At 67.0% G+C, this 25,422-nt stretch carries 24 protein-coding genes; 9 read left to right on the top strand and 15 right to left on the bottom strand.

The features are described 5' to 3' along the window. Positions 1-86: 86 nt before the first annotated feature. Positions 87-2,027 (bottom strand): acetate--CoA ligase, encoded by a 1,941-nt coding sequence (acs, locus tag AC3ANX_RS05435; protein WP_488336000.1) that lies wholly within the window; start codon positions 2,025-2,027, stop codon positions 87-89. Between the two features lie 153 nt (positions 2,028-2,180). Between acs and AC3ANX_RS05440 the strand changes: the two genes are divergently transcribed. Together AC3ANX_RS05440 and mce are read left to right on the top strand one after the other, a co-directional pair. Beyond that, positions 2,181-2,750 carry a hypothetical protein gene (locus AC3ANX_RS05440; protein WP_488336001.1) on the top strand — a complete coding sequence of 190 codons (570 nt, stop codon included), beginning with the start codon at positions 2,181-2,183 and terminating at the stop codon, positions 2,748-2,750. Between the two features lie 2 nt (positions 2,751-2,752). Further along, positions 2,753-3,169 carry a methylmalonyl-CoA epimerase gene (gene mce / locus AC3ANX_RS05445; RefSeq protein WP_488336002.1) on the top strand — a complete coding sequence of 139 codons (417 nt, stop codon included), beginning with the start codon at positions 2,753-2,755 and terminating at the stop codon, positions 3,167-3,169. 4 nt (positions 3,170-3,173) lie between these two features. On the opposite strand, the gene AC3ANX_RS05450 is transcribed toward mce, so the two are convergent. Further along, entirely contained in the window at positions 3,174-3,608 is a 435-nt protein-coding gene (locus AC3ANX_RS05450; protein ID WP_488336003.1) for a winged helix-turn-helix transcriptional regulator, read from the bottom strand. A gap of 72 nt (positions 3,609-3,680) precedes the next feature. On the opposite strand from AC3ANX_RS05450, the gene AC3ANX_RS05455 reads away from it, so the two are divergent. Continuing rightward, entirely contained in the window at positions 3,681-4,493 is an 813-nt protein-coding gene (locus AC3ANX_RS05455) for an SDR family NAD(P)-dependent oxidoreductase (protein ID WP_488336004.1), read from the top strand. A 311-nt stretch (positions 4,494-4,804) separates the two neighbouring features. Here AC3ANX_RS05455 and typA read toward each other — a convergent pair whose 3' ends face one another. From typA to AC3ANX_RS05480, 5 genes are all read right to left on the bottom strand, one after another. Continuing rightward, positions 4,805-6,640: a translational GTPase TypA gene (gene typA, locus AC3ANX_RS05460; protein ID WP_488336005.1), complete on the bottom strand. Its 1,836-nt coding sequence runs from the start codon at positions 6,638-6,640 to the stop codon at positions 4,805-4,807. 167 nt (positions 6,641-6,807) lie between these two features. After that, positions 6,808-9,393, bottom strand: coding sequence for a TonB-dependent receptor (locus AC3ANX_RS05465; protein WP_488336006.1), 2,586 nt, complete (start codon positions 9,391-9,393; stop codon positions 6,808-6,810). 202 nt (positions 9,394-9,595) lie between these two features. Continuing rightward, on the bottom strand, positions 9,596-11,725 hold the full coding sequence (ligA, locus tag AC3ANX_RS05470) for an NAD-dependent DNA ligase LigA (RefSeq protein WP_488336007.1): 2,130 nt from the start codon (positions 11,723-11,725) through the stop codon (positions 9,596-9,598). A gap of 133 nt (positions 11,726-11,858) precedes the next feature. After that, positions 11,859-12,065: a hypothetical protein gene (locus AC3ANX_RS05475; RefSeq protein ID WP_488336008.1), complete on the bottom strand. Its 207-nt coding sequence runs from the start codon at positions 12,063-12,065 to the stop codon at positions 11,859-11,861. Positions 12,066-12,125: 60 nt separating this feature from the next. Beyond that, positions 12,126-12,332, bottom strand: coding sequence for a cold-shock protein (locus AC3ANX_RS05480; RefSeq protein ID WP_488336009.1), 207 nt, complete (start codon positions 12,330-12,332; stop codon positions 12,126-12,128). Between the two features lie 345 nt (positions 12,333-12,677). On the opposite strand from AC3ANX_RS05480, the gene AC3ANX_RS05485 reads away from it, so the two are divergent. Further along, the gene (locus AC3ANX_RS05485) at positions 12,678-12,992 is read left to right on the top strand and encodes a hypothetical protein (RefSeq protein WP_488336010.1); all 315 of its coding nucleotides are present in this window, start codon (positions 12,678-12,680) and stop codon (positions 12,990-12,992) included. 3 nt (positions 12,993-12,995) lie between these two features. Here the strand turns inward: AC3ANX_RS05485 and recN are convergent, their stop codons facing one another. Together recN and AC3ANX_RS05495 are read right to left on the bottom strand one after the other, a co-directional pair. Beyond that, positions 12,996-14,660, bottom strand: coding sequence for a DNA repair protein RecN (recN, locus tag AC3ANX_RS05490; protein WP_488336011.1), 1,665 nt, complete (start codon positions 14,658-14,660; stop codon positions 12,996-12,998). A gap of 22 nt (positions 14,661-14,682) precedes the next feature. Continuing rightward, positions 14,683-15,483: an outer membrane protein assembly factor BamD gene (locus AC3ANX_RS05495; protein ID WP_488336012.1), complete on the bottom strand. Its 801-nt coding sequence runs from the start codon at positions 15,481-15,483 to the stop codon at positions 14,683-14,685. A 143-nt stretch (positions 15,484-15,626) separates the two neighbouring features. Here AC3ANX_RS05495 and AC3ANX_RS05500 point away from each other — a divergent pair, with 143 nt between their 5' ends. Then, entirely contained in the window at positions 15,627-16,463 is an 837-nt protein-coding gene (locus AC3ANX_RS05500) for a class I mannose-6-phosphate isomerase (protein ID WP_488336013.1), read from the top strand. A gap of 37 nt (positions 16,464-16,500) precedes the next feature. Here the strand turns inward: AC3ANX_RS05500 and AC3ANX_RS05505 are convergent, their stop codons facing one another. Continuing rightward, on the bottom strand, positions 16,501-16,773 hold the full coding sequence (locus tag AC3ANX_RS05505) for a DUF3297 family protein (RefSeq protein WP_488336014.1): 273 nt from the start codon (positions 16,771-16,773) through the stop codon (positions 16,501-16,503). Positions 16,774-16,868: 95 nt separating this feature from the next. Then, the gene (locus AC3ANX_RS05510) at positions 16,869-17,243 is read right to left on the bottom strand and encodes a hypothetical protein (protein WP_488336015.1); all 375 of its coding nucleotides are present in this window, start codon (positions 17,241-17,243) and stop codon (positions 16,869-16,871) included. A gap of 331 nt (positions 17,244-17,574) precedes the next feature. On the opposite strand from AC3ANX_RS05510, the gene AC3ANX_RS05515 reads away from it, so the two are divergent. Beyond that, entirely contained in the window at positions 17,575-18,513 is a 939-nt protein-coding gene (locus AC3ANX_RS05515; protein ID WP_488336016.1) for a phosphatase PAP2 family protein, read from the top strand. Positions 18,514-18,535: 22 nt separating this feature from the next. On the opposite strand, the gene gor is transcribed toward AC3ANX_RS05515, so the two are convergent. After that, the gene (gene gor, locus AC3ANX_RS05520; protein ID WP_488336017.1) at positions 18,536-19,885 is read right to left on the bottom strand and encodes a glutathione-disulfide reductase; all 1,350 of its coding nucleotides are present in this window, start codon (positions 19,883-19,885) and stop codon (positions 18,536-18,538) included. Between the two features lie 116 nt (positions 19,886-20,001). Between gor and AC3ANX_RS05525 the strand changes: the two genes are divergently transcribed. Beyond that, on the top strand, positions 20,002-20,427 hold the full coding sequence (locus tag AC3ANX_RS05525) for a hypothetical protein (RefSeq protein WP_488336018.1): 426 nt from the start codon (positions 20,002-20,004) through the stop codon (positions 20,425-20,427). A gap of 5 nt (positions 20,428-20,432) precedes the next feature. Here the strand turns inward: AC3ANX_RS05525 and AC3ANX_RS05530 are convergent, their stop codons facing one another. Then, positions 20,433-20,852 (bottom strand): Rieske (2Fe-2S) protein, encoded by a 420-nt coding sequence (locus tag AC3ANX_RS05530; protein ID WP_488336019.1) that lies wholly within the window; start codon positions 20,850-20,852, stop codon positions 20,433-20,435. Between the two features lie 126 nt (positions 20,853-20,978). Here AC3ANX_RS05530 and AC3ANX_RS05535 point away from each other — a divergent pair, with 126 nt between their 5' ends. Beyond that, the gene (locus AC3ANX_RS05535; RefSeq protein ID WP_488336020.1) at positions 20,979-21,989 is read left to right on the top strand and encodes a glycosyltransferase family 2 protein; all 1,011 of its coding nucleotides are present in this window, start codon (positions 20,979-20,981) and stop codon (positions 21,987-21,989) included. Positions 21,990-22,187: 198 nt separating this feature from the next. Here AC3ANX_RS05535 and rnc read toward each other — a convergent pair whose 3' ends face one another. Together rnc and lepB are read right to left on the bottom strand one after the other, a co-directional pair. Beyond that, positions 22,188-22,856, bottom strand: coding sequence for a ribonuclease III (gene rnc / locus AC3ANX_RS05540; RefSeq protein WP_488336021.1), 669 nt, complete (start codon positions 22,854-22,856; stop codon positions 22,188-22,190). Next, a complete protein-coding gene (gene lepB, locus AC3ANX_RS05545; protein WP_488336022.1) occupies positions 22,853-23,713 on the bottom strand; it encodes a signal peptidase I in 861 nt (286 codons plus the stop codon). The genes rnc and lepB overlap by 4 nt, the downstream gene beginning before the upstream one ends. Positions 23,714-23,820: 107 nt before the next feature. On the opposite strand from lepB, the gene pgi reads away from it, so the two are divergent. Further along, positions 23,821-25,311 carry a glucose-6-phosphate isomerase gene (gene pgi, locus AC3ANX_RS05550; RefSeq protein WP_488336023.1) on the top strand — a complete coding sequence of 497 codons (1,491 nt, stop codon included), beginning with the start codon at positions 23,821-23,823 and terminating at the stop codon, positions 25,309-25,311. Positions 25,312-25,422: the final 111 nt, after the last annotated feature.

The following is a 25,422-nucleotide window of genomic DNA, read 5'->3' on the forward strand; positions in this document are numbered from 1 at the left end:
GCGGTGCCGCGAAGGCATCGCAAGTCCGGCGGAGGACGCGATCATCGGCGAGGGAAGGGTGCGGCTTCCCTTCCGCTAGGGCCGCCTCACGCCACCCGGTTCGCCACCAGATCGTCTACCACCGCCGGATCGGCGAGGGTGCTGGTGTCGCCGAGCGCGGAAACGTCGCCCTCGGCGATCTTGCGCAGGATGCGGCGCATGATCTTGCCGCTGCGCGTCTTGGGCAGGCCCGGCGCGAACTGCACCTTGTCGGGGGTGGCGATCGGGCCGATCTCGGCGCGGACCCATTTGACCAGATCGCTGCGCAATGCGTCCGATGGCGTTTCGCCGGCGTTGAGCGTCACATAGGCGTAAATGCCCTGTCCCTTGATCTCGTGCGGCATGCCGACCACCGCCGCCTCGGCGACCTGCGGGTGGAGCACCAGCGCGCTTTCCACCTCGGCGGTGCCCATGCGATGGCCCGAGACGTTGATGACGTCATCGACACGGCCGGTGATCCAGTAATAGCCGTCCTCGTCGCGCCGCGCGCCGTCGCCGGTGGTGTATTTGCCGCGATAGGTGGTGAAATAGGTCTGGAAGAAGCGCGCGTGATCGCCCCACAGCGTGCGCATCTGCCCGGGCCAGCTCCGCGCGATGACGAGATTGCCCTCCGCCGGGCCGGTCAGCACCTGTCCCTCCGCATCGACGATCTGCGGGTCGACGCCGGGCATCGGGGTGGTGGCGGAGCCGGGCTTGAGCGCGGTTGCGCCGGGCAGGGGGGCGATCATGTGCCCGCCGGTCTCGGTCTGCCACCATGTGTCGATGATCGGGCAGCGACCCTCGCCGACGACATCGTGATACCAGCGCCACGCCTCGGGGTTGATCGGCTCGCCGACCGTGCCGAGCAGTTTGAGCGATTTGCGGCTGGTGCGCGTGACGTAGTCGTCGCCCTCCTTCATCAGCGCGCGCAGCGCGGTCGGCGCGGTGTAGATCGCCTGCACCTGATGCCGGTCGCACACCCGCCAGATCCGGCTCGCGTCGGGCCAGTTGGGCAGGCCCTCGTACATCAACGTCGTCGCGCCGTTGGCGAGCGGACCGTACAGCACATAGCTGTGCCCGGTCACCCAGCCGATATCGGCGGCGCACCACCACACGTCACCCGCGCAATAATCGAACGCCAGTTCGTGGGTGAGGCTCGCCCACAGCAGATAGCCGCCCGACGAATGCAGCACGCCCTTGGGCTTGCCGGTCGAGCCCGAGGTGTAGAGCAGGAACAGCGGGTCTTCCGCGCCCATCGGCTCTGCCGGGCAGGCGGCGGGGACGTTCGCGGCGGCCTCGTGATACCAGAGGTCGCGGCCCTCCTGCATCGTCACCGAACCGCCGGTCGCGCGCACCACGATCACGGTTTGCAGCGCGGGGGCGTGGGCTGCGCAGGCGTCGACATTGGCTTTCAGCGGCACGGTCTTGCCGCCGCGCCGGCCCTCGTCGGCGGTGACGACGATGCGGCTGTCGCAATCGGTGATGCGCCCGGCCAACGCTTCGGGCGAGAAGCCGCCGAAAACCACCGAATGGATCGCGCCGATCCGCGCGCACGCCAGCAGCGCGAACGCCGCCTCGGGAATCATCGGCAGATAGACCGTCACGCGGTCGCCCTTCTTCACGCCCTGCGCCTTCAGGACGTTGGCGAAGCGGCACACTTCGGCATGCAGCTCGGCATAGGTGAAGCGGCGCGGCTCAGCCTTGGGATCGTCTGGCTCCCAGATCAGTGCGATCTGGTCGCCGCGCTTCGCCAGATGCCGGTCGATGCAATTCGCCGAGACGTTCAACTTGCCGTCGGCGAACCACTGGATGTGGAAGTCCTTCTCGTCGAACGACCAGTCGCCGGCGATCTCGGGCCGCTTGATCCAGTCGAGCCGGCGCGCCTGTTCGAGCCAGAAACTGCCCGGATCGGCCAGCGAGCGCCCATAGAGCTTTTCGTAGCCGGCCGCGTCGACGCGTGCGCGCTTCGCCCAGTCTGCGGGAACGGGGTAGAGGGTCTGTTCTGACATGCCGGTCTCCTGCGGCGGCTCTTTGCCCGCAGTCGCGCATGCGTGGCAAGGTGGCGGCGCACGCAAATCGCGGCTATTTGCGCAGCCCTTGTGTCGCGCCCGCGCTTTTGCCAAGCGGACGGGCGAGACGTGCGCGCAAGGAAAGGGGAAAAGATGATCCTGATGGTGCTGCTCCAGGCCGCGGCGCAGCCGCCGGCGAAACCCGCGCCGACGCTCGCGCCGACCACCGTATCGGCGGCGGGCTGGACGACGGTCGCGCGGATCGACCCCGCGACGCATCTCGGCTCGACCTCGGTGTCGACGCGCAGCGCGGACGGCAAGGCGCGGCTGGTGGTGCGCTGCGATCGCAGCGCGCCCGGCGCGAACGCGGTGTCGGTGCAGTTCATCCCCTCGCCCGGTTTCGCCAAGGCGACCCCGCGTCCGGTGACGCTCCAGGCGGACGGCGGCTCCGCGCTCGGCGCGAACTGGGAATTCCCCGGCGGGGGCGCCTTCACCGCGCAGGAAGGCGTCGTCACGACGCTGACGGTGACGATCGCGCACGCGCACACCATCAAGGTCCGCGTGATCGGCACCGACGACGTGCCGATCGACGCGGTGTTCGCCGGCCCGCCGACCGAGGCGCCAATCCGCCAGACGGTCGAGGCGTGCGGGCAGGTCTTCGGCCAGATGCCGGCACCACCCCCGCCGCCGCCCGCACCCAAATCCGACGATACGGAGAATTGACCATGCACCTCGGCCGCCTGAACCATATCGGCGTGGCGACGCCCTCGATCGAAGCGTCGATCGCGCTCTACCGCGACGTGCTCGGCGCGGAGCACATCGGCGAACCGTTCGACCTGCCCGCGCAAGGGGTGAAGGTGTGCTTCGTCGACACCGCCAACACGCAGATCGAACTGATCGAACCGTTCGGCGAAGGCTCACCGATCGACGGTTTCCTCGCCAAGAACCCGGCGGGCGGGCAGCATCACGTCTGCTACGAAGTGCCCGACATCCATGCCGCCAAGGCGTGGTTCGAGGCGAAGGGCGCGCGCGTGCTCGGCGAACCGCGCATCGGCGCGCACGGCACGCCCGTATTCTTCGTCCACCCGCGCGACATGGGCGGCGTGCTGACCGAGATCATGGAAACCCCCATCGGCCACTGACCGCTCACGGCAGGGCAAGCGTGATGTCGAGCTCGGCGAGCGGGGCGCCGGTCGCCGCGTCGACCACCACCGGCACGATCTCGCGCCCGCTCGCCCGTTCGACCGGGTGGCTCATCGCGCCCTCGCCGAAATGCTTGGCCGCCCAGCCGCCCAGCGCGAGCAGCACCGGAATGTAATCGCGCCCCGCCGCGGTCAGCACATATTCGTCGCGCGGCGGCCGCTCGCTGTAACGCCGCCGTTCGAGCAGCCCCGCCTGCGTCAGCGCCGCCAGCCGCCGCGTCAGGATGTTGGGGGCGATGCCGAGGTTCTTCTGAAACTGGTCGAAGCGCGTGTGGCCGAGGCCCGCATTGCGCAGGATCAGCATGCTCCACGCATCGCCGACCCGGGCGAGGCCGCGTCCGACCGGGCACGGCCCGCAGGAAAGTTCATCCAAGTCCATTGCGGAACAATAGTCAGGTCACTATTAAAATGCAAGTCGCTCGACAGGTGCCGGGCGCGATGGAGATTTCGCATGACTGACGCCCTCAACCAGACCGCCCTCGTCACCGGCGCCTCGACCGGTATCGGCGCGGTCTATGCCGACCGGCTCGCCCGGCGCGGCTACGATCTGATCCTGGTGGCGCGCGACGCCGCACGCATGGAGACGCTCGCCGCCCGACTGCGCGACGAGACCGGGCGCACCGTCACCGTGCTGCGCGCCGATCTCACAGACGCCACCGATCTTGCCACGGTCGCCGCCCGGCTCGGCGAGGATGCAGGCGTCACCCTGCTCGTCAACAACGCCGGCATGTCGATCGAGGGCGACCTCATCACCGCACCCACTGCCGACGTCGCGCGGCTGATCGCGCTCAACATCACCGCGCCGACCCTCCTCGCGGGCGCGGCCGGCAAGGCGTTCGTCGCGCGCGGTGCCGGCAGCATCATCAACATCGCCTCGGTGCTGGCGGTGATGCCCGAGGCGTTCGACGGCATCTATTCGGGCACCAAGGCCTATCTGCTCAACCTCAGCCAGAGCCTCGCCGCGCGATATGGCGAAAAAGGCCTCTACGTGCAGGCGGTTCTCCCTGGCGCGACCCGCACTGAAATCTGGGCGCGCTCGGGCAAGGATGTCGACGCCTTCCCGGCGGAGATGGTGATGTCGGTCGACGATTTGGTCGACACCGCGCTTGCCGGCTTCGACTTGCGCGAGACGGTGACGATCCCGCCGCTCGCCGACGAACATCTGCCACAGTGGGAGGCGATGCAGTCCGCCCGCCTGTCGCTCGCCCCCGTGATGAGCCGCAGCACACCCGCCGCGCGTTACCGCGTGCCCGTACACGCCTGACGGGACCGGACGCGCGCGGCACCTCAGGCCGCGCGCGTCCGCTTGCGCCGCTTCGGCGCGGCGGGGACAGGCGCAGGCGCGTCACTTCACGTGCCGACCAGTGAACTTGACGCGCTTTTGTTCAGGTTGACGGGTAGGGCGTCTTTTGAAGTCGGCAGGAATACTAAGTTGAGGGCTGTATAAAAGCTTACGGTAATTAGTGCGCGAACGACGCGGCAAAGCCGCGTCGTCGGTCGGCGCTGTAGCGCCGCCGGCCGGGCCGGCTGCGGTACGCGTGCCGTGGCTTTCGCCACGGCAATGCGCAGCCGGCCTCAGGCGGCCTTCGAGCGGCTCTGGCGCTTGCGCTCATTGGGATCGAGGAAGCGCTTGCGCAGGCGGATGTTCTTCGGCGTCACTTCGACCATCTCGTCGTCGTCGATATAGGCGATCGCCTGTTCCAGCGTCATCTTCTTCGGGGGGGTGAGGCGGATCGCGTCGTCCTTGCCGCCGCTCGCGCGGAAGTTGGTGAGCTGCTTGGCCTTCATCGGGTTGACCTCGAGGTCATCCGTCTTGGCGTTCTCGCCGATGATCATGCCCTCGTACAGCGCCTCGCCGTGGCCGACGAACAGGATGCCGCGATCCTCGAGCGGGCCGAGCGCATAGCCCTGTGCCTCGCCCGCGCCGTTGGAGATCAGCACGCCGTTCTTGCGGCCCTCGATCGTGCCCTTGTGCGGGCCGTAGCGTTCGAACAGGCGGTTCATGATGCCGGTGCCGCGCGTGTCCGACAGGAACTCGCCGTGATAGCCGATCATGCCGCGCGACGGTGCCGAGAAGGTGATGCGGGTCTTGCCGCCGCCCGAGGGGCGCATGTCGGTCATCTCGGCCTTGCGCAGGTTCATCTTCTCGACGACCGTGCCCGAATATTCCTCGTCCACGTCGATGATGACGACTTCGTACGGTTCGGTCTTCTTGCCGGCCTCGTCCTCGCCGAACAGCACGCGCGGGCGGCTGATGCCGAGTTCGAAGCCCTCGCGGCGCATCGTCTCGATCAGCACGCCGAGCTGGAGCTCGCCGCGCCCGGCGACTTCGAAGCTGTCGCGATCGGCGCTCTCGGTCACCTTGATGGCGACGTTGGTTTCGGCCTCGCGGGCGAGGCGGTCGCGGATCATGCGGCTGGTCACCTTGCTGCCCTCGCGGCCCGCCATCGGCGAATCGTTCACCGCAAAGCGCATCGACAGCGTCGGCGGATCGATCGGCTGCGCGTGCAGCGCCTCGGTGACCGAGGTGTCGGCGATCGTGTCGGCGACGGTCGCGGTGGTCATGCCCGCAATCGAGATGATGTCGCCGGCCTTGGCTTCATCGACCGGCACGCGCTCGAGCCCGCGGAACGACATCAGCTTGGACGCGCGCCCGGTCTCGACCACGACGCCGTCGTTGTTGAGCGCGTGGATCGGCTGGTTGAGCTTGACCGTGCCAGAATTGACCCGGCCGGTGAGGATGCGGCCGAGGAAGTTGTCGCGGTCGAGCAGCGTCACCAGGAAGGTGAACGGCGCGTCGACGTCGACCGTGGGGGGCGGCACGTGGCGGACGATCGTCTCGAACATCGGCGTCAGCGTGCCTTCGCGCACGTTCTCGTCGGTCGAGGCATAGCCGTTGCGGCCCGAGGCGTAGAGCACCGGGAAGTCGAGCTGCTCATCGGTAGCCTCAAGGCTGACGAACAGGTCGAACACCTCGTCGAGCACTTCCTGAATGCGCGCGTCGCTGCGGTCAACCTTGTTGACCACCACGATCGGGCGCAGGCCGAGCGCGAGCGCCTTGCCAGTCACGAACTTGGTCTGCGGCATTGCGCCCTCGGCCGAATCGACCAGCAGGACGACGCCGTCGACCATGCTCAGGATGCGCTCCACCTCGCCGCCAAAATCGGCGTGACCGGGCGTGTCGACGATGTTGATGCGCGTCGCTTCGCCCGCGCTGTCGATCCACTCGATCGAGGTCGGCTTGGCGAGAATGGTGATCCCGCGCTCCTTCTCGAGATCGTTCGAATCCATCGCGCGCTCCTCGACGCGCTGGTTCTCACGGAACGTGCCGGACTGACGGAACAGCTGGTCGACGAGGGTGGTCTTGCCGTGATCGACGTGCGCGATGATCGCAATATTGCGAAGGCTCATGAAAATGCCCGATGCTTGCTGGAAAAGGAAAGTTGCGCGCGCCCTAGCGTAAATGGCGCCTGACGGAAAGAGGGGTGTCACAATCGCCGCGACCCGCCCCGAAAACAGAACCGCCGCCCCCTTTCGGGAGCGGCGGCCGTGTCGATCGTTACCGAACGTCGAGCAGATCAGAATTCGACGTTGAGCGAACCGCTGATCGCACGCGGCGAACCGAGGTACACGAACGGGATGCTCGTGTAGGAGGTGTTCGTGTTGCCGAGGTTGCCGACATAGTACTGGTTGAACAGGTTGGTGATGTTCAGCTGGAAGTAGGTCTTGTCGTTCAGACCCGCCCAGCCGAGCGAAACGCGCGCGTCCAAATCGACGACGGTGTAGGCCGGCGCCTTGGCCGAGTACAGCACGGTAGCGGTGGTGATGTTGTTGGTGCTGTAGATCGGCAGGTTCTGATCGTTGACGTAACGCGGGCCGGTCCGCTTGACCTGCATACCCACCTGGAACGGCGTGATGTCCACCTCGGCGCGACCGCCGAAGGTGTAGACCGGGGCACCGGCTTCACGCTTGCCCTTGGTCTGCAGGTAATAGTCCGAACCGACGTTCGCGGTGGTGCAGCCATAGGCGCCGGCAAGTGCCGCGGTGCAGGTGCCGCCGAGCACGTCGTCCTGAATCTCCGACTTCAGGTACGAGCCGAAGGCGTAAAGCGAGACCTGCGGGACCGGCTGGTACGAGATGCTGCCATCGACGCCGTACTTCTTCACCTTGCCGAGGTTACGATAGGTCGTCACGTCGAGGATCGGATCGTAAGACGACGCCAGACGGTTGGTGAACAGCGAGTACCACGGACCGACCTGTGCCTGGATCTTGCTGGTGGTGTAGCGCAGGCCAGCGTCGAAGTTGTCGGTCACTTCCGGACGTGGCGTCTGCACGCCGACCGGATAGTAGAACGACTGGTACAGGTTGTCCGTCCCCGGAACCTGCAAGCCCTTCGAGTAGCTGCCGTACACCTGGAAGCCGCCGTCGAACTTGTACTGGAAGCCCGCGCTCGGCAGCGCCTTGTTGTAAGTGAACTGGCGGAACTGCGGCGCCGCCGCACCGGTCGGAACCGCGTTGCCGGCGGCGTTCTGGGTGAAGTTGTATGGATTGGTTGCGCCGTAGGCCGCAACCGTCGCCGCGTCGCCCGCGATGCAGGTGACATTGCCGGTTACCGAGGTGGTGTAGCAATAGTTGCGCAGATTGCGCTTGAACCATGGCACGCGCACGCCAGCGGTGATCGACAGCGCGTCGTTGAAGAACTTGCCGCGATACTCCGCCGAAGCCTGATCCAGCACCGCGTAGGAGATACGATCGCGCTTCTCGACGCGAGCGCCGTTCGAGGCGGTGAGCGGGTTGTTGATCGGGAAGACGTCGATCGGCTGGCCATTCAGCTGAAGGCCGATGCCTTCGCCGCTCTGACGGTGACGGCCGTAGTCGTGCGAGTAAGCGACACGGATCGTCTGCGACGGCGTGATGTCGTAACGCAGCGAGCTGTTGATCGTCCAACGATGCGTGACGGTCTGGCTGGTCTGATCGAGTTCGACTGTGTCGCGCGTATCGCCGTCGCCGTTCAGATCGCGGCCATAGTAATAGGTGCCCGCGACATAGCCGAGATAGCCGCCCGGGCCAGCCGACTCACGCGCAGCAACGCCGTAGGAGCCGCCGTTCGCCTTGGTGTACTGGAAGTTCGGATCGACGGTGAGGACGAGACCGTCAGCCAGCGTGAAGCGCGAGTTGATACGGATCGAGCCGGTGTTCGACGGGTTGACGTTCTGCTCGTACAACGTGCCGCAGGTATTGGCCGTGTCGGCCACGCCGGCATTCGCGGTCGCGGTGGTGCAGCGCGGGCTGTTGAACGCGAAGGCTTCGTCCAGGTTCAGCGGGATGCGGCCCGAGGACGTGCCGTTGACCGGCAGCGAGCGCGTGTTGACCAGACGGAAGTCGGGCGTGTTGGTGTTGCGGTTGACGTTGTAGTTGCCCGCGATCGAGATGAAATCGCCATTCGAGCCGATCGGCTGATAGATCTTGGCGTCATACTCGTCCTTCTTGATCTTGCCGAAGTTCGAGAAGATCACGTCGTTGGTCGAGGTGTTGGCCGAGAACCATGCCTTGGTGCCCCAGGGCGTGAAGGTGCCGGTGTTGACGAGGCCGAACACACGGAAATAGTTGAAGTCGCCGATCGAGCCGATCATGCGCGCGTGGAAATCGTCGGTCGGGGTGATCGTGCGGTAGGCGACCGTCGATCCCGAGGCCGAGGCGGTCGGGCTGTCGATGTCGGTCGAGCCCAAGGTCACGTTGACCTGATCGATCAGTTCCGGCGCGATCTGCTGGTTCGAGTACAGCGCGTAGTTGCCGGTGTCGTTGGTCGGGATACCGTCGACGGTCTGCGAGATGCGATCCGGACCGAAGCCACGGATGGTGAGGCGACCGCCCGACGAACCGTAAGGATCGTTGTTCTGGAAGCTGACGCCCGGCATCTGGTTGATGATCTCGTCGATCGTCTGGCCGGGAACCTGCTTGCGGAGGTATTCCTGCGTGAACACCTGGCGCGTCTTGGGGGTGTCGGGGATCTGGACGCCGTTCACGCCCTTGTCGGTGCGCGCGCCCTTGACGACGATATCCTGCTGGTTCTCGAAATCGACCGTACCGGTCGACTGCGCGAGCGCCGCGCCCGGAATCAGCAGCGCGACCGAAGCCGCGCTCAAAAGCAGTTTACTACGCATTCTGTACCCCTGTTATGTCGTTGCCGCGATATGTCGTTGCGATATCGTCTGCGGACGCGACGTGTGCGTCGTCGTCCGGCCCCGTGGGGCCCGAATGTGTAAGTAAAATGACAACGGCCCCACGCGCCAGCCCTGGCGCGCAAGAAGTTCCGCTGCGTTGCAAAAAAACATCAGCGGAGCCGCGACGGACCCTCCGGCGCAATCAGGCGCTGGCGGCCACGATCGCGGCCCACCCGGCCTCGTCGATTACCTCGATGTTGAGATCGCTCGCTTTTTTGAGCTTCGAGCCGGCGCCGGGGCCAGCCACGACGAGGTCGGTCTTGGCCGATACCGATCCCGCCACGCGTGCCCCCAAAAGCTCAGCCTGCGCCTTTGCTTCGTCGCGGCTCATCGTTTGGAGCGTGCCGGTGAAGACGATCGTCTTACCCGCGACGGGCGAGTCGCGGGTCTCGTGGATCAGCTCGGCAGGCGCGACCTGGCCGAGCAGATCGGCGATCGCTTCGGCATTGTGCGGCTCGGCGAAGAAGTCGGCGAGCGCGAGCGCAACCTCGGGGCCGACGCCCGGTGTCTCGACAATCGCGGCCAGATCCTTGGCGGTGCGCGCGAGGAACTTGTCATCGCTCTCGCCGAGCGCGGGCACCAGCTCCGCGCGTCGCGCCGCCATGCGGCCGACCATCTCGTGGAATGCGCTCCAGCTACGATAGCGCCGCGCGAGATCGCGCGCGGTGACTTCGCCGACGTGGCGGATGCCGAGCGCGAACAGGAACCGGTCGAGCGGCGGCGCGCGTTTGGCGTCGATCGCGTCGATGAGGTTCTGCGCGGACACCTCCGCCCAGCGTTCGCGCGCGAGCAGCGTGTCCTTGGTCAGCCGGTAGATGTCGGCGGGGGTGTGGATCAGCCCGTCGCGGACGAAACTCTCGACGTTGGTGATGCCGAGCCCTTCGATGTCGAGCGCGTGGCGCGAGGCGAAGTGGCGCAGCCGCTCGACCCGCTGCGCCGGACAGATCAGCCCGCCCGAGCAGCGCCAGTCAACCTCACCGGGCTCGCGTTCTGCCGCGCTGCCGCATTCTGGGCAGGTGAGCGGGAACGGCCATGTCCCGCGCGAATCGTCGCGCGAGAGGTTCTCGACGATCTGCGGGATCACGTCGCCAGCACGTTGCAGCACGACGCGGTCGCCCGGCCATACGCCCAGCCGCCCGATCTCGTCGGCATTGTGCAGCGTAGCGTTGGTGACGACGACGCCGCCGACCGTCACGGGGGTAAGCCGCGCTACGGGGGTGAGCTTGCCGGTCCGCCCGACCTGGATGTCGATCCGTTCAAGCGTGGTCTGCGCCTGCTGGGCGGGGAATTTGTGCGCGATCGCCCAGCGCGGCGCGCGGCCGACAAAGCCGAGGCGATGCTGCCAGTCGAGCCGGTCGACCTTGTAAACCACGCCGTCGATATCGAACCCAAGGTCGGCGCGCTCGCGCTCGATTGCCTTGTAGGTGGCGAGCGCATCCTCCAGCGTACCGCCCGGCCGGAATGCGGCGGCGACGGGGAAGCCCCACGCGCGGATCGCCGCGATGATCGCACTTTGCGTATCGCCCGGCAGGTCCGAAGTCTCCCCCCAGCCCCATGCGAAGAACCGGAGCGGGCGTCCGCGCGTGACCGCCGCGTCTTTCTGGCGCAGCGATCCGGCGGCGGCGTTGCGCGGATTGGCGAACTGGCGCGCCTCCTTCGACGTCGCTTCCGCCTCGGCGAGCAGGCGGGCGTTCAACCCGGCGAAATCGTCCTTCGCCATATAAACCTCGCCGCGCACCTCGAACAGATCGGGCGCGTCGTCGGGGAGGGTGCCGGGAATGTCGGCGATGGTGCGGACGTTGGCGGTGACATCCTCGCCGATCTGCCCGTCGCCGCGCGTCAGCGCGCGGACGAGGCGGCGGTTCTCGTAGCGAACCGAGCAGGACAGGCCGTCGATCTTGGGCTCGGCGGTGAGTGCGATCGCCTCATCATCGGCGAGCTTCAGATAGCGACGCACTCGACCGAGAAAATCCGCCACCTCCTCGTCGCTGAACGCGTTGTCGAGGCTGAACATCGGCCGGGCATGCGCAACCTTGGCGAGATGCCCGGCGGGCGCGGCGCCGACCTGGATGCTCGGCGAATCGGCGCGCAGGAGGTGCGGGAAGGCCGCCTCGATCGCGGCATTGCGGCGGACCAGCGTGTCATAGTCGGCATCCGAGATCTCGGGCGCGTCCTCGGTATGATAGCGGTGGTTGTGGTGCGCGATCTCAACGGCGAGCGCCGCGAGTTCAGCGGCGGCGGCGTCTTCGGTCTCGGGCAGCGGCGTCGGCATGGCCGTGGGCTAGCGGAGAGCGGGGCGCGGGATCAAGGGGCGGAGGAGCAGGTTACGCTTTACGCGCGAGCCGCGCCGAGGCGACGTGTGCGATGCGCCCGACGCGGTTCGAAACGGATCGCCTGAGCGCGATCTAGTCGTCGGCCATCATATCGACGGTGAGTTTGGCTTCTTCGTTGACCGAACGGCGTTCGGCCGTCTTCTCGGCGCGATTGGCCATGTCGTCCCACGCCTTGGCGGCGCGGAGCCACCGGTCACGGACGTTGTCGAGTGTGGCGGATGCGGCGTCGGCATGCGCCTGACGGGCGCGATCCTGATAGAACAAGACGGTGGTGTTCATCGCATATCTCCGCTTGAGGGTAACGGGCGGCGCGGGAAGAGCCCCGCGCCGCCCGGCCGCTCACGCGGCGCTCAGATTGACCGCGGACACCTTGCCGCGACGATCCTGCTCCAGTTCGTAATTGACGCGCTGCTCGCGATCGAGCGTGCGCATGCCAGCGGCTTCAACCGCGCTGATGTGGACGAAGGCGTCGTTGCCGCCGTCTTCCGGCGCGATGAAACCATAGCCCTTGTCGGCGTTGAAGAACTTGACGGTGCCTGTCGGCATAACTGTATTCCTTGAGAATCGGTACCGCTCGAAGCGGAGCCGCAGGGCCGGGATCGAAGACGAAGGCGCCGTCCGGCCCCGGCCGGCGTCTTCGATGGCAAGCGCTCAGCCGTGCGGCGAGCGCGCACGCACGTCCGCCCGCAGGCGGCCGCGCACGATGGGAAAGTATGAGGGGAGAACCAGAAACCGCATCCGTCGCCAAACAAGCGGGAGCGCGGGAGGTCTCTCAGTCCCGGCGATGCTTGTGGGCCAATTCGCGGGATAATCCGTGTGTAGCACGGCGCGGCGGGGCTGTCGCCTGTTAATCCAGTAGGCCGCTGCCGCCCGGCGTGGTAGCTTCGCCTTATGCTCATCCTGCTCGCGATGCTGGCGCAGGCCACGCCGACGGACACCGCCACACCGCTGACGACGGGCCCGCTCGCGCCGCCGCCGCGCTGCCGCGCCGGCACAGGCGCGGACGGCGAGGTGGTGGTGTGCGGGCGAGTCGATGACGAGGGGTTCCGGCTGCGCCCGGTGCCCGAGCGGTATCACGCCAACACCGGGCCGGGGCTGGGCTTCAAGATCGGCGACGTCACCGGCAAGGCTTATGTCGCGCAGGAAAAGACCATCGACGGCAAGCCCGACAAGCGCATCATGGTGACGCTCAAGACGCCGTTCTGAGCCTTACGCGGTTTCCAGCAACCGCTCGGCCTGCGCACGCGCCTCCGGCGTGATCGTCGCGCCCGACAGCATGCGCGCGATCTCCTCGCGGCGTTCGCTCGCGTCGAGCGTACGGACGCCGGTGCGGGTGACTGTGCCGTCGTGGCTCTTGGCGATCAGCAGATGCTGCGTGCCCCGCGCCGCGACCTGCGGACTGTGCGTCACCACCAGCAACTGGGTGCGCCGTGCCAGTCGCGCGAGTCGCTCGCCGATCGCGCTCGCCACCGCGCCGCCGACGCCGCGATCGATCTCGTCGAACACCATCGTCGCGGCGCCGCCTTCTTCGGCGAGCGCAACCTTCAGCGCGAGGATGAAGCGCGACAATTCGCCGCCCGACGCGATCTTGACGAGCGGGGCGAACGGCGCGCCGGGGTTGGTGGAGATTTCGAACTCGACGCGGTCCTTGCCGCTCGCCGACCACATCGCCTGCGCGAGCGGGGCAACGACGGTCCGGAAGCGCGCGGCGTCGAGCTTGAGCGGGGCGAGTTCGCCCTTCACCGCCGCGTCGAGCCGCGCGGCCGCCAGCGTGCGCGCTGCGGTCAGCGTGGCGGCGGCCTCATCGTAGGCCGCGGCCGTCTCCGCCACCGCGCGTTCGAGTGCGGCGATGCCAGCGCCGCCGCTCTCCAGCAGATCGAGCCGTGCGCCCAGTTGCTCGGTCAGTTCGGCGAGCGCATCGGGCTGGACGCGGTGTTTGCGCGCCAGCGCACGCATGTCGAACAGCCGCGACTCGTCCGCTTCGAGCTGTGCGGGGTCAAAGGCGAGGGCGCTTGCCGCCGTATCGATGCCGTCCTGTGCCGTACCCGTCTCGATGATCGCGCGGTCGATCGCCTCCAGCGCCTCGGCGAGCGCCTCGTGATCCTCCGACAGCCGTTCGAGGATACGCGCCGCCTGCCGCAGCCGCGCGAGCCCGCCGTCGGATCCTTCGAGCAGATCGGCCACGGCCTGAAGATCGCCCGCGATCTTCTCGCCGCGCTGCATCCCTGCACGGCGCGTGGCGAGTTCCTCCTCTTCGCCGGGCTCGGCAGCGAATCCGCGCAGCTCGGCGACGGCATGTTCGAGCCACTCGCGGTCGCGCTCCTGCGTGTCGAGGTCTGCGCGTGCGACCGCCAGTGTATCCTCGGCGTCACGCCAGGCGCGGTGCGCGCGGGCCGCGGCGGCAATGTCGATGCGCGCGAAGCTGTCGAGCAGCGCACGGTGGCCGGTCGCCGCGAGCAGCCCGCGATCGTCATGCTGGCCGTGGATCTCGACCAGGTGCGTGCCGAGTTCGCGCAGCAGCGCGGCCGGGGCGGGGGCGCCGTTGACGAAGGCGCGGCTGCCGCCGTCCGCCTTGACGATGCGGCGCACGATCAGCGGCTCGCCGGGTTCGACGTCGAGGCCGTTCTGCGCGAGCAGCGATGCGATTGGCCCTTGCGCGTGCGGCGTGTCGAACGCGGCCGTCACCACCGCCTGCGTCGCACCTTGCCGCACCAGCCCCGAATCGCCGCGCGCGCCGAGCGCCAGCCCCAACGAATCGAGCAGGATCGACTTGCCCGCGCCGGTTTCACCGGTGAGCACGCCCAAGCCTTCGTGGAAATCGAGATCGAGCGCCTCGATCAGCACCACGTCGCGAATGGAGAGCGAGGTCAGCATGCCAGCCCCTCCGGCTCGCGCGTCAGGCCTTTTTCGCCGCCGGCTTGACCGGATGGTCCTGCATCAGCTTGTAGGCGCGTTGATACCATTGCGTGCCCGGATAGTTGGCGCCGAGCACAGCCGCCGCTTTCTCGGCCTCCTCACGCACGCCGAGCGAAAGATAGCATTCGGTAAGCCGCATCAGCGCCTCGGGCGCATGCGTGGTGGTCTGGTAATTGTCGACCACGTTGCGGAAGCGCAAAGCGGCGGCGAGCCACTGGCCGCGTCGCTCGTAGAAGCGGCCGATCTCCATCTCCTTGCCGCCGAGGTGATCCTGCACGAGATCGACCTTCAGCCGCGCGTCGAGCGCATATTTGCTGTTGGGATAGCGCCGCATCAGCTCGCCGAGCGCGTCGAGCGCCTGCTGGGTGATCTTCTGGTCGCGCGTCACGTCGCTGATCTGCTCGTAATAGCCGAGCGCGATCAGATAATAGGCATAAGGTGCGTCGCGGTTGCCGGGGTGGACCGACAGGAAGCGCTGCGCCGCCTGGATCGAATTGGTGTAATCGTGTGCGAGGTAATAGCTGAACGCGCTCATCAACTGCGCGCGGCGTGCCCAGATCGAATAGGGATGCTGCCGCTCGACCTCGTCGAACAGCGCCGCCGCGATCTTGTACTGGCCCATGTCGAGCCGCTTGCGCGCCGCCGTGTAGAGCGTGCCGACGTCGCGCGCGACATAGGGGATATCGGCCTTGGCCTTGCCGCGACCGGCGCAGCCGGCGACAGGAAGCGCCGAGGCGGCAATGAGCGCAAGCGCGATCGAGCGAGACAGTGTGATACGCATCGCGGGCACCCTTAGCCGAACGCCCGAGGCGCTAACAATCCCCTTCGAAAAAAGCCGTGATCGCGCCGCTTTTCGGCCACGGATCGCTTGGCTTGCCTCAAGCGTTCCGACTACATCGTTACGCAAACAGCACGAGGCAGTGAATGACGGCGACTCTTTTGGCGACCAAGCGCGTGGAAAAGCCCTGGGGACGGCACGATCTGTGGCCCGGCTTCCCCGATCCCGCAGCCGATGCGCCGCCGATCGGCGAGGTGTGGTTCCAGACCCCGCACGCCGGCGAGCCCGAACTGCTCATCAAATATCTGTTCACCAGCGATCGGCTGTCGGTGCAGGTCCACCCCGACGATGCCGAGGCGCGCGCGGCGGGCTATCCGCGCGGCAAGGACGAGGCGTGGCTGATCCTCGCCGCCGAACCGGATGCGACCATCGCGCTCGGCACGCTTGAGCCGATCAGCAAGGACACGCTCCGCGCCGCCGCGCTCGACGGGTCGATCGAACATCTGCTCGACTGGAAGCCGGTCAAGGCGGGCGAGTTCTATTATTCGAAGGCGGGCACGGTCCACGCGATCGGCAAGGGACTGACGGTGATCGAGCTTCAGCAGAACGTCGATCTGACCTACCGCCTGTACGATTACGGCAGCGACCGTGAGTTGCACCTCGATGCCGGTGTCGCCGCGTCGAACCCGGTGCCGTTCGTGCCGCTGCCGACGCCCGCGCCCGATCCGGTTGCGGCCGGCAAGGATCGCACGATTCTGGCGGAAGGACCGAAGTTCGTGATCGAGCGCTTCGCCGGCGGCGCGCGCGACATCACCTTCCCCGAAGGCGTGATGGCATGGTTGGTGCCCGTCACCGGCGAGGGCGTGGCGGACGGCGTCGCGTTCAAGGTGGGCGAGTGCCTGACGCTGACCGGCGCGTGCCATATCAACGCGGCGGCGGGCAGCGATCTGCTGCTCACCTACCCGGGCGACAAGCGGATTTAAGCGGAAAGGACGGCTGGCGGCGTGTGCCGCCGGCCGTTCACGCCTCGGCTGAAGCGGCGTCTTCGCCCTCGGCCGGGCGCTCGAACCATGCCTCGACCTCGCCTGACAGCTTGAGTGTCAGCGGTTGGCCGTTACGATCGACCTTCTTGCCGAGCGCGACGCGGATCCACCCTTCCGAGCGGCAATATTCCTCGACGTCGTTACGCTCCTTGCCCTTGAAGCGGATGCCGATCCCGCGCGAGAGCAATGCCTCGTCGAAGAACGGGCTGCGCGGGTTGGACGAAAGGCGATCGGGGGGCGTGTCGGTCATGATGGCCCGCCTCTTGGCGGAAAAACTCGACGATGGCCAGATACGAAAACGGCGCGGGCTGTACCCGCGCCGTTTCGCCGTTCACGTTCGCCGGATCAGTTGCAGACGCGAACCGGAACATCGGCCCCATAATAGGGATCCCAGCGGTACGACGTCCAGCAGCGCGGGCCACGATAATAGCCGTCGTAATAATAGCCGCGCGGGCCGTTGTAATAGCCGCGATAGCCACGATCGTAATAGCCACCGCCGTAATAGCCACGATTGCTGCTCGCGATCGCCGCGCCGACGCCCAGGCCGACGATGCCGCCAAGCAACGCCGCACCGGCACGATCACCGCCGCGATAGCCACCGTGATACCCGCCGTGATAGCCACCACGGAAGCCGCGTTGTGCTTCGGCAGGAACAGCGGTAGTCAACGCCGTCGCCGCGAGCGCCAGGCCGAGACCGGCTTTCTTCAAAATCGAGTTCATCTCCAAACCTCCTCGTATCCCAAAGCCCATCCGCATTGCCCGACATAACGCGCCGGTGGACCAGCTTGTTGCAGTCGATTACCCGAGTCGGTCTGAACACGTTTGGAATGATGCGTTAAGCTGTGGTTTATCCGCCGCGACCAGTGGCGCATCAACGGACGGCCGCTTCGCGGCACACCGATTAACGGGAGCATGACTCGATTGTCATGCGTGGTTCAGGAAGCTGAAAGCCGTATTCGCCCAGGGGTGTCATTTAACCGTAACGCGCTATAGCAGCGCGAACCGACCGGCGTCCCCGTGCCGCTCGGTCATCCCGGAGCGTCGGTTGTCCATGTTCGCCTTTTCCTCGCCCACCAGGTGGATCGCCGTCGGGCTCATCGTGTCGTTCGTGGTTCTCGCGCTGTTGATGCAGAGTGCCGGGCTCAGCGTCGATCTGTGGAGCCCGAGCAACCTGCCGTTCGTCGCGGTCGCATGTGCCGCGATCGGGTTGCGGGTGGCGTCGCGGCGAGTCCCGCACAAGTCGCTCGCCGCGGTGGCGCGGATCGCGGGCAATTACGCGGTGTTCATCGCGGTCGTTCTGATGGGTGCCGTGGCGACCTATCCGCTTGCCGCCTTGTCGCATGGGTTCAGCGATGCGGCGCTCCAGCATGCCGACCGGCTGATCGGGTTCGACTGGGTCGGGCTGTACGAGACCGTCGCCGCACATCGCAGCCTGCAACTGCTCGGCACCATGGCCTATCGCAGCATCTATCTGACGCCGGCGATCATCCTCGGCTGGTTCGCCTGGGAGGAGCGGCAGGAGCAGGCCTATCGGTTCATCGCGACCTTCTGGCTGGCCGCGATCATCACGCTGGCGCTCTATCCGCTGATGCCCGCGATCGGCCCGCTGTCGTACCTCTGGCACGGATCGGTGCCCTACATGCCCGAAAGCGAAGTGTGGCAGCAGGGCCTGATCCCTGCGCTGCGTGCCGGTCGCGATACGGTGATCGACCTCGGGCAGTTGCGCGGGATCGTCTCGGCACCGAGCTTCCACACCGCCTCGGCCTTCGTCTATATCGCGGCCGGATGGCAGATCCGCCCGCTGCGTTGGGCGATCGTCGCGGTCAATGCAGCGATGCTGCTGTCGACGCCGATCGAGGGCACGCATTACCTGTCAGACATGATCCTCGGCATGCTCGTCGCGCTGGTGGCGATCGCCGTGGTCGGCTTCGCCGCCGCCGAGCGCGGCCGCCCGGCCGAGGCGGGCGCGCTGCGGCCGAGCCGGGTGTGATGCGCCCGGCCCGGCGCGAAGCCTAACGCAGCAGCACCAGTTCCTCCGCCATCGTCGGATGCAGCGCGACCGTATCGTCGAACGCCTGTTTGGTAAGCCCGGCCTTCACCGCGACCGCCGCCGCTTGCAGGATTTCGGGCGCATCCGGGCCGATCATGTGCAGACCGAGGATCCGTCCGGTCACGCTGTCGCACACCATCTTGTACAGCGCCCGCTCGTTACGCCCGGCCAGCACGTTCTTCATCGGCCGGAAATCCGACGTATAGACCTTGACCGAGCCGAACTTGTTCTTGGCCTGGCTCTCGGTCAGGCCGACCCCCGCGATCGGCGGGTGGCTGAACACGGCGGCGGGGATGTTGTCGTAATCGACGCGGTGCGGCTTGCCGCCGTAGATCGTGTCCGCGAATGCCTGCCCTTCGCGAATCGCGACGGGGGTGAGCTGCACGCGATTGGTGACGTCGCCGATCGCATAGATGCTCTCGCACGAGGTCCGGCTGTCCTCGTTGACGGGGATCGCGCCTTTCTTGTCCACCTCGATCCCCGCGCTCTCGAGGCCGAGCCCGTCCGTGTTGGGGTCGCGCCCGGTCGCGAACATCACGCAGTCCGCCTCGATCGGGTCGTGGCCGGTCATCGACACCAGCAGGCTGCCGTCGGCCTGCTTCTCGATGCCGCGGAAATCGGCGTGGAAGCGGAAGTCGATCCCCTTCATCATCGAGATCTGGAGCAAGCGGTCGCGGATCTGCTCGTCATAGCCGCGCAGGATCACGTCGGTGCGGTTGATGAGCGTGACGTGCGCGCCGAACTGGTGGAAGATGCCGGCGAATTCGTTGGCGATATAGCCTGCGCCCGCGATCACGATCCGCTTTGGGATCGCGTCCAGATGGAACGCCTCGTTCGAGGTGATGCCGAGCTCGTGGCCCGGGCATTGCGGTACGGAAGGCGTCGCTCCGGTCGCGACGAGGATGCGTTCGGCCGTGACTTCCCGCCCGTTGCCAAGCTTCAGCGAATGCGGACCGGTGATGACGGCGCGATCGTTGATGATCTCGACGCCGTTGTTGGTCAGCGTTGAGGTGTAGGCCCCGTTGATCCGGTCGACCTCCTCGAAGACGTTGGCGGTCAGCACCTTCCAGTCGAAATCGCAGTCGGGGACGTTCCAGCCGAAGCGGCGGGCGTCGGCGAGATCCTCGGCGAAGTGCGCGCCGTAGATCAGCAGCTTCTTGGGCACGCAGCCGCGAATGACGCAGGTGCCGCCGACGCGGTATTCCTCCGCGACGGCGACGCGCGCACCATAAGCGGCGGCGACGCGCGAGGCACGCGTGCCGCCCGAACCTGCGCCGATGACGAAGAGATCATAATCGTAAGTGTCGGTCATGCTTGGCTCCTAGACGGCTGCCCAACGCTTCGAAAGCGCATTTGTCGCAAGGCCGCTTTCCTGTACGGCATCCGTGGGGTAGGGGGCCGGCCAAGGGGCCGAGGAGGATCGAGACGATGCGCCGTTTTGCGAGTGTGATGGTCGTGCTGGCGCTGTCCGCCTGCCAGCAGAACACCCAACAGCCCGATGCCGCCGCGCCTGCACAGGAAGTCGCCGCGCAGTCCGACACGCCCAGCGCGACCGAATCGCCGATCGATCCCGATCCCAACAATCCGCTGATCGGCGACTGGCGGCTCGATAGCGGCCTGACCTGCAATTACGATCGGCTGACCTTCACCGAGGATATGCGCGTCGTCCACCGCACCAGCGATACCGAGCGCGCCGGTCGCGATATCCCGACTCCGGTCGACAAATACACCGTCAACGGCGGCAAGGTGCAGGTCGAGGTGGTCGGCGAGGACAATCCCGTCACCTACGTCATGCTCGATCCCAATCACGTCAGCGACGGCACGCCGGCCTGCCGCTTCCACAAGGCTGGATGACCGCGCTACCGGCGCCACCACGACGGTAGCCACCAGCGCGGGCGCTGGGCGTCGCCCGCCGTCACGATCACGCCCTTCGCCACCGTGACCGGCCATGCCATCAGCCGCTGGCCGACGCACGGCCCCGCGACGCACGCGCCGTCCTCCGCCTGGAACAGCGCGCCGTGCCACCGGCACGCGAGCAGCAGGCCGGTCGAGACCGCATGCACCTCATAGCCGTCCGGTGTGGATGCCAGCGGCACGCCGGCATGCGGGCAGACATCCACATAGCCGAACACCTGCTCCCCGCTGCGCACCACCACGCCATCGAAACGACCCTGCTTCAACTGCAAGCGGAACCCCCGCGCGCCACCGTCGGGGATGTCGACGAGCGGGGCGAGCCGGAGGCGGGGCGGAGTCGCATAAAGGCGGGGTTCGGGAGGCATGGCCGGGCTTATCGAACACGAAAGGTTTGAATGCTACCGCGCGTCACCTTGAGGATGGGGGAGGTTCGCTACGTGCGGCAATTTTCGGCATCGGCATTCGGCGGCCAAGGCGCTATGCGCGAAACCATGCAACGTCCCGCTCTCTCCGTCGTGATCCCCTGCTATAACGAGGCCGCCTGCCTCGGCCAGTTGCACGCGCGCGTCGCCGCTGCCGCGCGCGCGGCAGTGGGCGAGGATTTCGAGATCCTGTTCATCAACGACGGATCGAAGGACGACAGCTGGGCGGTGATGCAAAGCCTCGCCGCTGCCGATCCGCACCTCGTCGCGATCAACCTGTCGCGCAACCACGGCCACCAGCTCGCGCTCACCGCCGGGCTCGATCTGTGCGCGGGCGAGCAGATCCTCATCATCGACGCCGATCTTCAGGATCCGCCTGAACTGCTCGCCGACATGCGCGCGATGATGATCGCGCAGCAGGCCGACGTGGTGTACGCGGTGCGCCGCAAGCGCGCGGGCGAATCGCTGTTCAAGAAAGCGACCGCCGCCGCCTTCTACCGCCTGCTCGACCGCGTGACCGACACCGCCATCCCGCTCGACACCGGCGATTTCCGGCTGATGAGCCGCCGCGCGCTCGACGCGTTCCTGTCGCTGCCCGAACAGGCGCGCTTCATCCGCGGCATGGTCGCTTGGGTCGGTTTCCGCCAGGTGCCGTTCGCCTACGACCGGCACGAGCGTTTCGCGGGCGAGACCAATTACCCGCTCGGCAAGATGATCCGCCTCGCGCTCGATGCGGTGACGGGCTTCTCGACCGCGCCGCTGCGGCTCGCCAGCCATGCCGGGCTGGTGCTGACGGGCCTGTCGCTGCTGCTGTTCGTCTATATCGCGGTCGGCTTTCTCACCGGCTCGGCGGTGGCGGGCTGGACCTCGACGATGCTGGTGGTGGTGCTGCTCGGTGCGGTGCAGATGTTCGTGCTGGGCATGATCGGCGAGTATCTCGGGCGGCTGTATGTCGAATCGAAGCGCCGGCCGCTGTATCTGGTCGCCGACGTCGCGGGGCCGGTGCAGGGGCAGGCGACTCTCGGATTTCGCGCGGAGCCTCGCGTGGCACCACCGGTGGCGGAAGCAGCGGCGGAGTAGCCGATCTCCGGGCGAAGGCCGGGAGCAGGCGCGGGACGCTCGTAACGGCGTCGCGCGGCGTAACGGATGCCTTTCCGACTGGACCCCGGCCTTCGCCGGAGATCATATCCCAAACCGTTCGTGTCGAGCGGAGTCGAGGCATCTGCGCGCGGGGGCAAGTCCCTCGGCTACGCTCGGGACGAACGGTGGTCGGGGGGGTTACCCCGAAACCTTCGCCAGCAGCGCCGCCGCCGCCGCCGTCTCGGCCTCCTGCTTCGATCCGCCCTCGGCCTGCGCGTCCGCGAACCCGCCGAGCGCGGCCTTGACGATGAAGCGCGGCGCATGGTGCGGCCCTGAGCGATCGATCACCTCGTAGCTCGGCGCCTTGCGGTTGTTGGCGGCGGCCCATTCCTGCAATGCCGACTTGGGATGTTGCGGGGCCGCCGTCGCCCGCATCGGCCGGTCGCCCCAGGCCTGGCGGATCGCGGCACGCGCCGCCTCCAGCCCCGCCTCGAGGTAGAGCGCGCCGATCAACGCCTCCATCACGTCGCCCAGCACATTGTCGCTGTCCGCCGCGCCATCGTCGCGCGCCTGCTTGCCGAGCCGCAACTGCGCCGGCACGCCGAGCGAGCGCGCCACCTCGGCGCAGGCCGCGCCCGTAACCAGCGTGTTGAGCCGTCGCGACAAGGCACCCTCGGGCTCCTTGGGGTAAAGCGCGTACAGCCACTCGGCCATCACCAGCCCAAGCACGCGGTCGCCGAGGAACTCGAGCCGCTCGTAATTCGCCGCCGCCTGACTGCCGTGCGTCAGCGCACGCTCATAGCTGGCGAGATCGACGGGCGCGTGGCCGAGCGCGCCTGTGATCCAGCCGCTCAGCGCCTCGCTCAAAAGCCTTCCCCGACGCGGTTGAGCCGTGCGGCGGTGAACCACGTCCACGGCAGGAACCAGTTGGCCGAGCCGTCGGTCGACCAGAAACCGACCACCGCCTTGCCCTCGATCCGCTCCATCGGCACGTATCCCATGCCCGAAGCTTCGCCCGGCAGCGCGTCGGCGGGAGCGGGGAAGCGGCTGTCCGAACTGTTGTCGCGGTTGTCGCCCATCACGAACACATGGCCGGCGGGGACGTTGTACAGCTTGGTGTCGTCGCGGTCGGGCATCTCGCCCTTGTCGAGCACATTGTAGCTCTTACCGTCGGGCAAGGTCTCGCGGAACTGCATGTAGCGGCAGGCGGGCTTGCCCTTGGCGTCGGTGCTCTGGAACTGCGCGTCGCAGGCATCGGTGCCGTAATTGGGCGACAGCGGCAGGATGAAATCGCCGATGCGCTGCTTGGGCACCGCCACGCCGTTGAGGATCACCTGACCGTGGCGCACCTGGATCGTATCGCCGGGCAAGCCGATCACGCGCTTGATGACGTCGACATCGTCGCCCGGCGGACCGCGAAACACTACCACGTCACCGCGCGCCGGATCGCGCGGGAAGATCCGGCCCGGGATCAGCGGCCAGCCCCACGGCAGCGACCAGCGCGAATAGCCGTAGTTCCACTTGGAGATGAACAGATAGTCGCCGATCAGCAGGCGCGGCATCATCGACTCGCTCGGGATGCTGAACGGCGCGAACACGAAGCTGCGGAAGATCAGCACGACGAGCGCGAGCTTGAGCAGGAAACTGAGCGTCTCGCGCGTTTCCGAACGCGGTTTTTTCGCATCTGCGGCGGCACGTGCGGATTTCGAGTCGGGTTCGGACATTTTCGGGCCTTTGGGCGGGGTGCCACCCCTCGTCAAGCTGGCGGTTGCAATGTGGCACGACTAGGACGATCTGACATCCCGTTCCTACCCCAAATACCGAGGTGCCCATGCCTGCCGACTGGACCGCGATCGAACAGCTTCCCGCAACCAAGCTCACGGATCTTTTCGCCGCCGATGCCGGGCGGCTCGGCAGCTTCAGCCTCGACGTGGCGGGCATCCATTTCGATTGGTCGAAGACGCACCTCACCAGGGATGCGGTCGCCGCATTCGAGGCGCTCGCCAAGGCGCAGGATCTCGCCGGAAAGCGCGAGGCGTTGTTCGCGGGCAAGGTCATCAACACCACCGAGGGCCGCTCGGTCACCCACGTCGCCGAACGCGGCGAGGGCAATGAGGAAGACGTTGCCAAGGCGCAGGCGCTCCACGCCCGCATGCGCGCGCTGATCGACGCAATCGAGGGCGAGGCGCTCGGCCCGATCGAGCATATCCTTCATGTCGGCATCGGCGGCTCGGCGCTCGGGCCGGATCTGCTGGTCGATGCGCTGGGACGTGAATCGGGCCGCTACGACGTGGCGATCGTCTCCAATATCGATGGCGCCGCGCTTGAAGAGGTGTTTGCGAAATTCGATCCGACCGCGACGTTGCTCGTCATCGCTTCGAAGACCTTCACCACCAAGGAAACCCTGACCAACGCCGAGAGCGTTTTGCAGTGGATGGCCGAGGGTGGTGTGGAGGACACCTATGGCCGGGTCGTCGCGCTCACCGCCGATCCCGACAAGGCGGTCGAATGGGGCGTCGACGAGACGCGCATCCTGCCGTTCGCCGATTCGGTGGGCGGCCGCTACTCTTTGTGGTCTTCGATCGGCTTCCCCGCCGCGCTCGCGCTCGGCTGGGACGAGTTCGCCGAGCTGCTCGAAGGTGCGGCCGAGATGGACCGCCATTTCAAGCAGACCGCGCTCGCGCAGAACGCCCCGGCGCTCGCCGCCTTCGCCGACCTCTATTACGCGCAGGTCCGCCACTGCGAGACTCGCGCGACCTTCGCCTATGACGAGCGGCTGCGGTTGCTGCCGTCCTACCTCCAGCAGCTCGAGATGGAGTCGAACGGCAAGGGCGTGACGATCGACGGCCAGCCGCTCACCCGGCCGAGCGCGCCGATCACCTGGGGCGGGGTCGGCACCGATGCGCAGCATGCGGTGTTCCAGTTGCTCCATCAGGGCACGCACCTCGTTCCCGTAGAGTTCGTCGCGGTGATCGAGCCGGGCGATACGCTCTCCGAGGATCACCACCGCCAGTTGCTGCTCAATGCCTTCGCGCAAGGGGCTGCGCTGATGGCGGGGCGCGCCAACGACGACAAGGCGCGCGCCTATTCGGGCGATCGACCCTCGTCGACGATCCTGCTCGACACGCTCGATTCGCGCACGCTCGGCGCGCTGATCGCCTTCTACGAACACCGCACGTTCGTCAGCGGCGTGCTGCTCGGCATCAACTCGTTCGACCAGTTCGGCGTCGAGCTGGGCAAGGAAATGGCCAAGGCGGCCGACAAGGGCGGTCAGGACTTCGACGTCTCGACCACCGATCTCATCAAGCGCGCGTTCGGGTGATCAGGGGAGGGCGGGTTACGACCCGCCCTCGTCTCTTTCAGTTCGTGCCGAGTAGCCCGTAGTGCGTGTTGTGGTGTATCGAAGGACAGGCCCGGAACGAGCAACTGTGCC

This window comes from Sphingomonas sp. BRN-1R (assembly GCF_057748035.1).